At 69.0% G+C, this 12,124-nt stretch carries 8 protein-coding genes; 5 read left to right on the top strand and 3 right to left on the bottom strand.

Annotated features, from left to right (window positions below; all coding sequences use genetic code 11):
- Together ACF09J_RS10020 and ACF09J_RS10015 are read right to left on the bottom strand one after the other, a co-directional pair.
- Positions 1-927, bottom strand: a complete 927-nt coding sequence (locus ACF09J_RS10020; protein WP_392304897.1) for an ABC transporter permease — start codon at positions 925-927, stop codon at positions 1-3.
- A gap of 188 nt (positions 928-1,115) precedes the next feature.
- On the bottom strand, positions 1,116-2,765 hold the full coding sequence (locus ACF09J_RS10015) for an ABC transporter substrate-binding protein (RefSeq protein WP_392304896.1): 1,650 nt from the start codon (positions 2,763-2,765) through the stop codon (positions 1,116-1,118).
- Between the two features lie 820 nt (positions 2,766-3,585).
- Between ACF09J_RS10015 and typA the strand changes: the two genes are divergently transcribed.
- Positions 3,586-5,493, top strand: a complete 1,908-nt coding sequence (typA, locus tag ACF09J_RS10010) for a translational GTPase TypA (RefSeq protein ID WP_392304895.1) — start codon at positions 3,586-3,588, stop codon at positions 5,491-5,493.
- A gap of 66 nt (positions 5,494-5,559) precedes the next feature.
- Here typA and ACF09J_RS10005 read toward each other — a convergent pair whose 3' ends face one another.
- Entirely contained in the window at positions 5,560-7,797 is a 2,238-nt protein-coding gene (locus ACF09J_RS10005; protein ID WP_392304894.1) for an ABC transporter family substrate-binding protein, read from the bottom strand.
- 328 nt (positions 7,798-8,125) lie between these two features.
- Here ACF09J_RS10005 and ACF09J_RS10000 point away from each other — a divergent pair, with 328 nt between their 5' ends.
- The 4 genes from ACF09J_RS10000 to ACF09J_RS09985 all read left to right on the top strand — a co-directional run bounded on the left by ACF09J_RS10000 (position 8,126) and on the right by ACF09J_RS09985 (position 12,110).
- Positions 8,126-8,413 (top strand): hypothetical protein, encoded by a 288-nt coding sequence (locus ACF09J_RS10000; RefSeq protein WP_392304893.1) that lies wholly within the window; start codon positions 8,126-8,128, stop codon positions 8,411-8,413.
- A gap of 91 nt (positions 8,414-8,504) precedes the next feature.
- Positions 8,505-9,341 carry a hypothetical protein gene (locus ACF09J_RS09995; RefSeq protein WP_392304892.1) on the top strand — a complete coding sequence of 279 codons (837 nt, stop codon included), beginning with the start codon at positions 8,505-8,507 and terminating at the stop codon, positions 9,339-9,341.
- A 34-nt stretch (positions 9,342-9,375) separates the two neighbouring features.
- Positions 9,376-11,343 carry a fumarate reductase/succinate dehydrogenase flavoprotein subunit gene (locus tag ACF09J_RS09990; RefSeq protein WP_392304891.1) on the top strand — a complete coding sequence of 656 codons (1,968 nt, stop codon included), beginning with the start codon at positions 9,376-9,378 and terminating at the stop codon, positions 11,341-11,343.
- Positions 11,340-12,110, top strand: a complete 771-nt coding sequence (locus ACF09J_RS09985) for a succinate dehydrogenase/fumarate reductase iron-sulfur subunit (RefSeq protein ID WP_392304890.1) — start codon at positions 11,340-11,342, stop codon at positions 12,108-12,110. The genes ACF09J_RS09990 and ACF09J_RS09985 overlap by 4 nt, the downstream gene beginning before the upstream one ends.
- Positions 12,111-12,124 lie beyond the last annotated feature (14 nt).

Genomic DNA, 12,124 nt, shown 5'->3' with positions numbered 1-12,124 from the left:
TCAGGCAAGGCGGATGCGCGGGTCGAGAGCGGCGTACAGCAGGTCGACGATCAGGTTCAGCACGACGAAGACCGCCACGCTGATCGTCACCACCCCCACGATGATGGGGTTGTTGTTCTGCTGGATCGCCTGGATCAGCGCAAGGCCGATGCCGTTCCAGTTGAAGATCGTCTCCGTGATGATGGCGCCGCCGAGCAGCGAGCCGAAGGAGATGCCCAGGTAGGTGATCACCGGGATGACCGAGTTGCGCATGATGTGCCGGACGAGCACCGTCCGGCGGGGCAGGCCCTTGGCGATGGCCGTCTTGACGTAGTCGGCGCGCAGTACCTCCAGCATCGTGCTGCGCGCGAGCTGCGCCACGAGGGCCGCGTCGATGATGGCGAGGGTCACGGCGGGAAGGACGATGGCGTCGAGACTGTCACCGGCGATCAGCGGGAACCAGCCCAGCTCGATCACGAAGATGCGCTGCATGATCATGCCGAGCACGATGGACGGCACGCCGATGGCCAGGGTCGTGAGGAAGGTCGCCGACACGTCCCAGACGGAGTATCTGCGCATGGCGGCGAGCACGCCGACCGAGATGCCGATGACGATGTCGATCACGATGGCCGCGACCGCCAGCTTCGCCGTGTTCCCCAGCTTGGGGGCCAGGATCTCGGTGACCGGCCGGCTCTGCGTGTAGTCCGTGCCGAGGTCGCCGGTGGCGAGCTTGCCGACGTAGGTGCCGTACTGGACGATCAGCGGCTTGTCGAGTCCGTACTGCTTGTGCATCTCCGCGATGACGGCCGGGTCGCGCGCCTTGTCGCTGCCGGCGATCTGACCCACCGGGTCGCCGGGGATCACAAACAGGCAGGCGAACAGAAACATCGTCGCGCCGAGCACGACCACGACGAGCTGGCCCAGCCTGCGGACCACGTACCTTCCCATAACTGCCTCTCTACCTCGCTGCTACTTCCTCAGCAGCTCCCTCGCGCCCCGGAATGTGGGGGGTGGGGTGGGGGCGGGAGAGGCGGATCACACCTCTCCCGACGGTCGGCGGGGGTCGTGGTGTCCGAGCCCCAGCTCGAACCCCACGACCCCCGGTTGCCGGATTCCGCGCCGTGCGCGGCGACCCGTTACTTCAGCGTGATCTCAGCGAGGTTCGGGTCCTCGTGGAAGTCCATCGCCATGTTGTCGAACTTCTTGGTGTTGGCGAGACGCAGCTGGTGACGGTTCCACAGCGGGATCAGGGCCATGTCGTCCATGGCGACCTTCTCCGCCTCCTTGTAGATCTCGTTGCGGCCGGCCTGGTCCTCGGTGGCGCGGGCCTTGGCGAGCAGGTCGTCGAACTTCTTGTTGCTGTAGCGGCCGCGGTTGTCACCGGTGACCTTGCCGGAGGCGTCCTTGTTGATGGACGCGGTGTCCAGCAGCGGGTACAGGAAGTTGTCCGGCGTCGGGTAGTCCGCGCCCCAGGCGAAGCGGTACGCGCCGGTGGCGTTCGGCTTCTGCTGGTCTCCGAGGAGCTCGGCGAACGGCTTGCCGGTCGCCTTCACCTTGACGCCGAGGACGTCCTCGAGCTGCTGCTTGACGGCCTGGATCCACTCCTCGTGGCCCGCACCGGTGTTGTAGCCGAGCTCGATGGTGGTGCCGGGCTTCAGGCCGCCTTCCTTGGCGAGCTGCTTGGCCTTGGCCTTGTCCTGCGCGACGCAGGAGGTGCACAGGTCCTTCTGGTACACGTCCTTGAACGCCGGCGGCAGGATCGTCGTCGACTTGCTCTGCATGTTCTGGAAGACGCCCTTGATGATGGCGTCCCGGTCGATCGCGTAGGAGACGGCCTCGCGCGCCTTCGCGTTCTTCAGCGGACCGTTGTCGTTGATCGGCAGGAGGTAGTTCATGCCATTGGTGTCCTCCTCCAGCCACTCACCCTGCGGGTCGTACTTGGCCTTGGCGGCCGGCAGCTGCGGGGTGGGCATACGGGCCCAGTCGTACTGACCCGACTGGAAGCCCTGGTACTCCAGGGTCACGCCGTTGTTGGAGTTGAGGATGTCGATCTGCACCTTGTCCAGGTGAGCCTTCGTCAGGCCGTAGTCGTCGTTGCGGACGAGCGTGATCGACTTGTTGTGCTCCCACTTGCCCGACATCTTGAAGGGGCCGTTGCCGATGGGGGCGTCGTTGTACGCCTTGTTCTTGGCGTCGCCCGCGACCTTCGGGACGGGGCTGAAGACCGTGTGCGTGAGCTTGATGTAGAACTCGAAGTCCGGGGCGGACAGCTTCACCTGGAGGGTGTACGGGTCCGGGGCGCTCAGACCGGACATGGTCTTGGCCTTGCCCGACTGCACGTCGCCGAAGCCCTCGACGCCGGCCATGTGGTAGGCCACGTCGGAGGCGGCCGACTTCTGCGCCACACGGTTCCAGCCGCGGATGAACGCCTCGGCGTCCACCGCCTCACCGTTGCTGAACTTGGTGTCCTTCTTGATGCCGAAGGTCCAGGTCTTGCCGTCCTTGCTGACCTTCTTCGAGGTGGCCAGGGCCGGAACGACCTGACCGTCGGCGGTCGGCAGGTACAGACCGGTGAACAGGTTGGTCGCGACGAGGATGCCCTCGGACTCCTGCGCGTTGTAGGGGTCAATGGCCACCGGTTCGGTGATGCCCATCCGGAAGGAGCCACCGTCCTTGCCGGAGCCGTTGCTGCCGCTGCTGCTGTCGTCGCCGCCTCCGCAGGCGGTCGCAGCCAGGCCTATGACGATTGCACCAGCGACCCACTTGGCGCTCCTGGCACCACGCATGGGTTCCTCCTCTGAGTCCTGTGTTCACCGCAAGGCGGAGCACACGACATCCCACGGTCATGAAGAACGGGGAAGGTCTAGTGCACCCGCAACGCTCGTGAGTCGGCGCCTCCTGCAGCGCATGACCCGTCGACCCGAGCTCTACGCGCCTAACTATCTGCCATCGCTCACCCGTCGGACCACTGCCATTCGGTCTCGGTTCGATCACACCTGATGGCTACATCTTCCAAAATCCGGACAAACCGTTTGGCGAAAGATCCCTGCGAAACGGACTTGTTACACAACTATCGGAATCACGCGTCCGAATAGCGGACGACCTGACGGGAAATCAGTTGCGCTCGTCGGCGGAGTCATGCTCTCGACGCCGCAAGCGGGAGGAACCGGGACACACCCACCGGGGGATGCGCACATTTGCGCCACCTTAGCGCCGCGGGGTCGCCGATGCGATCCCTGAAGGACCCCAGGCCCTTCCGTAGGGAAAACCCTCGATTCCCGGCCCCACCTGCGAAGCCGCCGCGAGGTTCACGGTGCGATCTCGGACGGGCGGTCGGCCTCACTGATCGACGAGGGCAGGTCCAAGAGGAGGGCAGTCGAGGACGAGGGAAGATCAAAGCGGACAGGCAAGATCCAAAGGGACACCGGCGACTTGAGGGAAACCTCGGGTTGCGGCCGGTTGCGGCCTTCGCGCCGGTCTGGGACGACGGCAGGGTGACGACACCCCGTACCATGGGGTGAGGCCGTGGCGGGTCCCGCCCGGCAGGGCCCGCGTAACACCGACGTACGCGCAGGTCGTCCGCACACTTCGGGAGTACGCCTCACTATGGCCACGCGCCACGACATCCGCAACGTCGCCATCGTCGCCCACGTCGACCACGGCAAGACCACCATCGTCGACGCCATGCTCAAGCAGGCCGGCGCCTTCGCCGCGCACCAGCTCGACCAGGTCGACGACCGCATGATGGACTCGAACGACCTGGAGCGTGAGAAGGGCATCACGATCCTCGCCAAGAACACGGCGGTGAAGTACCACCCCAAGGACGGCGGGGAGCCCATCACGATCAACATCATCGACACCCCCGGCCACGCCGACTTCGGCGGCGAGGTCGAGCGCGGCCTGTCGATGGTCGACGGCGTCGTCCTGCTCGTCGACGCCTCCGAGGGCCCGCTGCCGCAGACCCGATTCGTGCTGCGCAAGGCCCTCCAGGCCCGGCTGCCCGTGATCCTCTGCATCAACAAGACGGACCGGCCGGACGCCCGCATCGACGAGGTCGTCAACGAGGCCTACGACCTGTTCCTGGACCTGGACGCCGACGAGGACCAGATCGAGTTCCCGATCGTCTACGCCTGCGGCCGCGACGGCATCGCCTCGCTGACCAAGCCCGAGGACGGCACGGTCCCCTCCGACTCCACCAACCTGGAGCCGTTCTTCTCCACGATCCTCCAGCACATCCCGGCCCCCGTCTACGACGAGGCCGCCCGGCTCCAGGCGCACGTCACCAACCTGGACGCGGACAACTTCCTCGGCCGTATCGCGCTGCTGCGCGTGGAGCAGGGCGAGCTGCGCAAGGGCCAGACGGTCGCCTGGATCAAGCGCGACGGCTCCGTGCAGAACGTGCGGATCTCCGAGCTGATGATGACCGAGGCGCTCACCCGCAAGCCCGCCGAGAAGGCCGGCCCCGGTGACATCTGCGCCGTCGCGGGCATCCCGGAGATCATGATCGGCGAGACCCTGGCGGACACCGAGAACCCGATCCCGCTGCCGCTGATCACGGTCGACGAGCCGGCGATCTCCATGACCATCGGCACCAACACCTCCCCGCTGGTCGGCCGCGGCGGCACCGGCAAGGGCGCCGACGCGAAGGCGGCCGTCAAGGACCGCAAGGTGACCGCCCGCCAGGTCAAGGACCGTCTGGACCGCGAGCTGATCGGCAACGTGTCGCTGCGCGTCCTGGACACCGAGCGCCCGGACGCCTGGGAGGTGCAGGGCCGCGGCGAGCTGGCGCTGGCCATCCTGGTCGAGCAGATGCGCCGCGAGGGCTTCGAGCTGACCATCGGCAAGCCGCAGGTGGTCACCAAGGAGATCGACGGCAAGGTCCACGAGCCGGTCGAGCGCATGACGATCGACGTGCCCGAGGAGCACATGGGCGCCGTCACGCAGCTCATGGGCGTGCGCAAGGGCCGGATGGACAACATGTCCAACCACGGTTCCGGCTGGGTCCGCATGGAGTTCGTGGTGCCCTCCCGCGGTCTGATCGGCTTCCGTACCGAGTTCCTGACCCAGACCCGCGGCACGGGCATCGGCCACTCCATCCACGAGGGCTTCGAGCCCTGGTTCGGCACGCTGCAGACCCGCAACAACGGCTCCCTGGTCGCCGACCGCTCCGGCGCCGTCACCGCCTTCGCGATGACCAACCTCCAGGAGCGCGGCGTGCTGTTCACGGACCCGGGCACCGAGGTGTACGAGGGCATGATCGTCGGTGAGAACTCCCGCTCCGACGACATGGACGTCAACATCACCAAGGAGAAGAAGCTCACCAACATGCGGTCGTCGTCGGCCGACTCGTTCGAGGCGATCGTCCCGCCGCGCAAGCTCTCACTGGAGCAGTCGCTGGAGTTCTGCCGCGACGACGAGTGCGTCGAGGTGACCCCGGAGGCGGTCCGCATCCGCAAGGTCGTCCTCGACCAGCGCGACCGCGCCCGCGCCGCCAGCCGCGCCAAGCACTCCTGACCCTCGGGCACACCAACCGGCAGGCGCCGCTCTCCGGAGCGGCGCCTGCCGGCGTTTTCGGCCGTGTCAGCCCTTCGGCGAGGCGCCGCCCGACGGCTGCGCCCCCTTCTTCAGGAAGCCCATGTCCTCGTAGACGGGGGTCTGGAAGCCGAAGGCCCCGACGTTCACGAGATTCTTGCGGACGGCCGTGAGCTGGGGGCGCTGATAGAGGGGAATGGACCCCGCCGCCGCCCAGATACGGGCGTCGGCCTTGCGCAGCAGGCCCGCCTGCTCGCCCTCGTCCAGGGTGGTGAGGGCCTGGTCGAAGAGCTGGTCGACCTGGTCGGTGCCGACCCGGGTGTAGTTCTGCTGGACGTTCAGGGAGCCGTCGGCGGCCGGTACCGGCTTGGCGTAGATGGGCCGGGCGTCGGTGGCCGGCCACGCCGAGGCGGGCCAGGAGTACAGCGCGAGGTCGAACTGCCCTGAGGCGATGTGGTCCCGGAAGTAGCTCTCGTCGGGGACCTTGGTGATCTCCGTGCCGATGCCGACCTTCTTGAGCATCGCCGTCACCCGGTCGGCCACCTTGCGCAGCGTGTCCGAGCCGGGGCCCGAGGGAACCACGAAGCGGAGCGTGAGCGGCTTGCCGTCCTTGGCCAGCGGCCCCGCGGCGGCGCCGGGCCCAGGAGCGGCGGTGCCCTTGGGGGCGTAGGCACCGGGCGCGCCGCCCTGCCTGAGGTGGTCGTTGGTGTACTGCCTGCCGTCCTGGGCGAGCTGCCTGGCGCCGCTGTCGCCCGGCCCGCTCTGCTCCCGGTCCTTGTGGTCCCGTTCCTGCTCGCTCCGGCCGGGTCCCTTGCCGTCCTCCACGTTGTCGTTCTGGCCGACGATGTACGTCCCGTCGCCGTCGCCTGCGGAGTTCTGCGGGCCGTGGCCCTCGCCGCCGGCCGCCTTGTCGCCCTTCTTGGCGTCCTTCTGTCCCTTGACCGCTCCTGGCACCCAGCCGGCGTCCGCGAGCAGGTCCCGTGCCTGGGCGGCGTCCTGGCCGCCCAGGGCGTCGCTGCTGTCGGCGTAGGCGTTCTGGCCGGACAGGGCGAGGTGGCTGCCGACCGGGACCGCGGGGAGGCCGAGCGGCTTCAGGACGATCTCGGCGAGTTCCTTGCGGTCCAGCGCGTGCGCCACCGCACGGCGGACCCGCTCGTCGGCCAGGGGGCCCTCGGAGCCGTTGAGGGCGAGCTGGGTGTACGCGGGCTCCAGCGACTTGCGCACCTGGAAGCCGCCCAGTGACGCCTGCTGCCGCAGGTAGGCGCTGAGCGACGTGCGCTCCGTCCCCAGGGCGCGGCGCTCGCGGTCGGCGGCCTTGTCGTCGGAGCCGTGCAGCACCGCCCAGGAGAGCAGCGCCTTGGCGGCGGTGCGGCCGCCGGCCGGACCGCGGAAGAGGCTGCCGCCCTGGGCGCCGGCGGCCGTGATCGGCTGGACGTCGCCGGGTTCGATGTCGGCCACGTCCACGGAGCCCTCGGCGAGGGCGGCGGCCCGCTTGTCGCGCGGCACCTCGTGCAGCACGATCTCGGACAGCTTGGCCGGGTGGCCCCACCAGCGCGGATTGCGGCCGAGGACGATGTCCTTGGACTTGGTGTCGATCTTCTGCACGGCGAACGGTCCGGCGCTGACCGCGAGCTTCCTGCGGGCGCCGTCGTTGAAGGCGTTCGCGGTGCCCATGACGTCCTTGGGGTACAGCGGCGAGAACAGCGACTGCCAGTCCCCGTAGGGGCGGGCGAAGGTGACCCGGACCTCCAGGTCGTTGGCGCCGCGCTCGATCTTCTCGATGCGGTCGTACCCGGCGTTGCGGGCGGTCCAGTACGCCGAGTCCTTGCCGGACAGGGCGCGCCACTGGGCGGCGAAGTCGGCGGCGCCGATCTCGCGGCCGTCGCTCCAGACGGCCTTCTGGCTGAGCCGGTAGACGACGACCTGCTTGGGCTCGGTCTCGACCACCCGGGCGGACTCCAGGTAGTCGGCGTCGCGCTGCGGATGGCCGTTCGCGTCGAGCCTGAACATGGCGGGCAGCACCGCCTGGGCGATGCGGGTGGTGCCGGCGTCGGCGTCCGCCTGGAAGGTGTTCAGCGTCTGCGGCATCGCGTCCACGGCCCAGCGCAGTCTGCCTCCGTCGGCGATCTGATTGCGGGCGGCGGGTGCGATGTCCTGGGCGGCCAGCGGCTTGCTGCCCTCGTCGTCCGAGCCGCAGCCGGCGAGCAGGGGCACCGCGAGCGCGCCCGCGGTCAGGAAGGCGACCGAGCGCATGACCGCGCGCGGGCCGACACCGTCGTAGGACATCTGTGCTACCTCCGTGGAGCCGCTCCCGCCGGTGGCACGGGTAGGGTTTGATCGCATTTGGCGGTATTTTGGTGTTCATCAGATCTACGGCCCACTGAAGAGGAAAGGGTTCGTCAGCCGGAGGCGACACGGCGGAGCGGGCACCCAAGGTCACCCGTTCGGCGCAGGCAGCCTCCGGCGCACCCGGAGCGCGTGCGGGCGTGCGCGTGGGATGTGCGATCCGCCAATCGCTGCACATCCCTTCCCACCGACTGGTGTGACGCGCGACACTCGCAGGCGCATGAACGTTGCCGCCTAGGGCTACGGCCCGTGGAAGCGAGGTCACGTCATGTCCGTGCACGACGACCTGACGTCGGTCCAGCGCGCTCTCGACGATCTGCTGCGGTCGGTGGGCCGACTGGAGCACCAGCTCGACGGCGGGCTGGAGATACGCCGCGTGCGCACCGACGCCGACCACCTGCGGGAGAGTGTCGCCCTGCTGCGCGACGCCTCCAGGGGCCGGGCCGCGCCGCAGCAGCCCCCGCTCGTCACCATCTCCGACGCGCCCTACGACATATCCCTGTGGACGGACTCGGACGACGAGGGACTCGGCGCCCGCGACCGCCACGCCCCCTGAACCGACCGCGAGTGACCGCGAGTGACCCGAAGGGGCTCGTCACCGACTCCAGTGCCCCGGAGACGAGCCCGACAGGAAGGTGCGTCCCGCATTGGCCACAGGTACAGAACCCCCCGGCACACAACCCCATCCGCTCGGCGGCGGTGTCCGCTCCCCCGGACGGGCCCGGATCGCCGCCCGGCATCTGCGGACCGACCGCTGGTGGCTGGCGCCCGCCGCCACCGCGGCCGGACTGTTCGCGTTCGTCGTGTACTCGACATGGCGGGCCTTCGCGAACACGCACTACTACGCGGCGCCGTACGTCTCGCCGTTCTACTCGCCGTGTCTGGCGGAGAACTGCCGGACCATGCACGCGGGCCCCAACGCCGACCTGTTCGGCAGTTGGTGGGCCATCTCCCCGGCGATCATCGTCCTGATCTTCCCGCTGGGCTTCCGGCTGACCTGCTACTACTACCGCAAGGCCTACTACCGGGGCTTCTGGGCGTCCCCGCCGGCCTGCGCGGTCGCCGAACCGCACCGCAAGTACACCGGCGAGACCCGCTTCCCGCTGATCCTGCAGAACGTCCACCGGTACTTCTTCTACGCGGCGATCCTGGTCGCCGGCGTGCTGACCTACGACACCGTGCTGGCCTTCCGCGACCAGCACTACCGCTGGGGCCACATGGGTCTCGGCACCCTCGTCTTCCTGGTCAACATCGTGCTGATCTGGGCGTACACGGTCTCCTGCCACTCCTGCCGGCACATCGTGGGCGGCAAGCTCAAGCACTTCTCGAAGCATCCGGTGCGCTACCGCCTCTGGCAGTTCGTGAGCCGGCTGAACGCCCGCCACATGCAACTGGCCTGGGCCTCGCTGTTCAGCGTGGCGCTCGCCGACTTCTACGTGTTCCTGGTCGCCTCCGGCGCCTTCGACGATCCGCGGTTCTTCTGATGAGTCCGATGAGTACGCAGACTGGGGCCTTGTGATGTCCGTGGTTGACCGGCAGCAGTGGGACGTCGTCGTGGTCGGCGCGGGCGGCGCCGGGCTGCGGGCCGCGATCGAGGCGCGCGAGCGCGGGGCCCGTACCGCGGTGATCTGCAAGTCGCTGTTCGGCAAGGCGCACACGGTGATGGCCGAGGGCGGCATCGCGGCGGCCATGGCCAACGCCAACGAGCACGACACCTGGCAGGTCCACTTCCGCGACACCCTGCGCGGCGGGAAGTTCCTCAACCAGTGGCGGATGGCCGAGCTGCACGCGCAGGAGGCGCCGCAGCGGGTGTGGGAGCTGGAGACCTGGGGCGCGCTGTTCGACCGTACGAAGGACGGCCGGATCTCGCAGCGCAACTTCGGCGGGCACGAGTACCCGCGTCTGGCGCACGTCGGCGACCGTACGGGTCTTGAGCTGATCCGCACGCTCCAGCAGAAGATCGTCTCGTTGCAGCAGGAGGACAAGCGGGAGACCGGGGACTACGAGTCCCGTCTGAAGGTCTTCCAGGAGTGCACGGTGACACGGGTCCTCAAGACTGCGCCCGACAGCGGCTCCGCCGCGGGCGACCGCGTCTCCGGGGTCTTCGCCTACGAGCGGGAGTCCGGGCGGTTCTTCGTGCTGGAGGCGCCCGCGGTCGTCGTCGCGACCGGCGGCATCGGCAAGTCGTTCAAGGTGACGTCGAACTCGTGGGAGTACACCGGCGACGGGCACGCGCTCGCGCTGCTCGCCGGGGCGCCGCTGCTGAACATGGAGTTCGTGCAGTTCCATCCGACGGGCATGGTCTGGCCGCCTTCGGTGAAGGGCATCCTCGTCACCGAGTCGGTGCGCGGCGACGGCGGGGTGCTGCGCAACTCCGAGGACAAGCGGTTCATGTTCGACTACGTCCCCGACGTCTTCAAGGAGAAGTACGCAGAGTCGGAGGAGGAGGCGGACCGCTGGTACGAGGACCCGGACAACAACCGGCGCCCACCGGAGCTGCTGCCCCGTGACGAGGTCGCCCGTGCGATCAACTCCGAGGTCAAGGCGGGCCGCGGCTCACCGCACGGCGGGGTGTTCCTGGACGTGTCGACACGGATGCCGGCCGAGGTCGTGCGGCGCCGGCTGCCCTCGATGTACCACCAGTTCAAGGAGCTGGCCGACGTCGACATCACGGCGGAGCCGATGGAGGTCGGGCCGACCTGCCACTACGTGATGGGCGGCATCGCGGTCGACTCCGACACGGCGGCGGCCCGCGGGGTGCCGGGACTGTTCGCGGCCGGGGAGGTCGCGGGCGGCATGCACGGCTCCAACCGGCTCGGCGGCAACTCGCTGTCCGACCTGCTGGTGTTCGGGCGCCGGGCGGGGTGGCACGCGGCCGAGTACGCGCAGGGTGCGGTGTCCGGGCGCCCGGGCGTGGACGACGCCCAGGTGGACGCGGCGGCCGCGGAGGCGCTTCGGCCGTTCTCGGCCGAGGGCGAGCAGGGCGGGGAACCGGCGGGCGGGCCGCCGGAGAACCCGTACACCCTGCACCAGGAACTCCAGCAGACCATGAACGACCTGGTCGGCATCATCCGCCGCGAGGGCGAGATGGAGCAGGCGCTGAAGAAGCTCGCCGAGCTGCGGGTACGGGCGCGGCGGGCCGGGGTCGAGGGGCACCGGCAGTTCAACCCGGGCTGGCACCTCGCGCTCGACCTGCGGAACATGCTGCTGGTCAGCGAGTGCGTGGCGCGGGCCGCGCTGGAGCGCACGGAGTCGCGCGGCGGGCACACCCGGGAGGACTGCCCGTCGATGGATCGCGACTGGCGCCGGATCAACCTGCTGTGCCGGCTGACCGACCCGACGGGCGGGCTGGCGGCGACGGACCCCGTGCGCGGCCAGATCACCCTCTCCCGGGAGACCACCGAGCCCATCCGCCCCGACCTGCTCGCCCTCTTCGAGAAGGAGGAGCTGGTCAAGTACCTCGCCGAAGAGGAGCTGTACGAATGAGCAGCTACGAGGCCCGCTTCAAGGTGTGGCGGGGCGACGCCGGGGGCGGGGGCCTGGAGGACTTCGCGGTCGAGGTCAACGACGGCGAGGTGGTCCTCGACATCATCCACCGGATCCAGGCCACGCAGGCTCCGGATCTCGCCGTGCGCTGGAACTGCAAGGCGGGCAAGTGCGGTTCGTGCTCCGCGGAGATCAACGGGCGGCCCCGGCTGATGTGCATGACCCGCATGTCGGTCTTCGAACCCGGCGAGACGATCACGGTCTCCCCGCTGCGGGCCTTCCCCGTCGTGCGTGACCTGGTGACGGACGTCGGCTACAACTACGCCAAGGCGCGCGAGGTTCCGGCGTTCGTCCCGCCGGCGGGTCTCGGTCCGGGCGAGTACCGCATGTTCCAGGAGGACGTGGACCGGCCGCAGGAGTTCCGCAAGTGCATCGAGTGCTTCCTGTGCCAGGACGTGTGCCATGTCGTGCGCGACCACGAGGACAACAAGCGGGCGTACGCGGGTCCGCGCTTCCTGATGCGCGTCGCCGAACTCGACATGCACCCGCTGGACGCCGCCGCGGACGTGGGCCTGGACCGCAAGCGCGCGGCCCAGGACGACCACGGCCTGGGCTACTGCAACATCACCAAGTGCTGCACGGAGGTCTGCCCCGAGGGCATCAGGATCACCGACAACGCGCTGATCCCCCTGAAGGAACGGGCTGTCGACCGCAAGTACGACCCGCTGGTGTGGCTGGGCTCGAAGATCGGACGGCGGTCGTCCTAGGGGGTGTCAGACAC

The organism is Streptomyces sp. NPDC014889 (assembly GCF_043081205.1).
Taxonomy (GTDB): Bacteria; Actinomycetota; Actinomycetes; order Streptomycetales; family Streptomycetaceae; genus Streptomyces.
Note: the sequence above shows the minus strand (reverse complement) of the source record. Positions and strands in the feature narration are given on the sequence as shown.

Coding starts and splice junctions, on each gene's coding strand:
- ACF09J_RS10020 (WP_392304897.1), bottom strand. CDS start 927: ATGGGAAGGTACGTGGTCCGCAGGCTGGGCCAGCTCGTCGTGGTCGTG.
- ACF09J_RS10015 (WP_392304896.1), bottom strand. CDS start 2,765: ATGCGTGGTGCCAGGAGCGCCAAGTGGGTCGCTGGTGCAATCGTCATA.
- typA (WP_392304895.1), top strand. CDS start 3,586: ATGGCCACGCGCCACGACATCCGCAACGTCGCCATCGTCGCCCACGTC.
- ACF09J_RS10005 (WP_392304894.1), bottom strand. CDS start 7,797: ATGTCCTACGACGGTGTCGGCCCGCGCGCGGTCATGCGCTCGGTCGCC.
- ACF09J_RS10000 (WP_392304893.1), top strand. CDS start 8,126: ATGTCCGTGCACGACGACCTGACGTCGGTCCAGCGCGCTCTCGACGAT.
- ACF09J_RS09990 (WP_392304891.1), top strand. CDS start 9,376: ATGTCCGTGGTTGACCGGCAGCAGTGGGACGTCGTCGTGGTCGGCGCG.
- ACF09J_RS09985 (WP_392304890.1), top strand. CDS start 11,340: ATGAGCAGCTACGAGGCCCGCTTCAAGGTGTGGCGGGGCGACGCCGGG.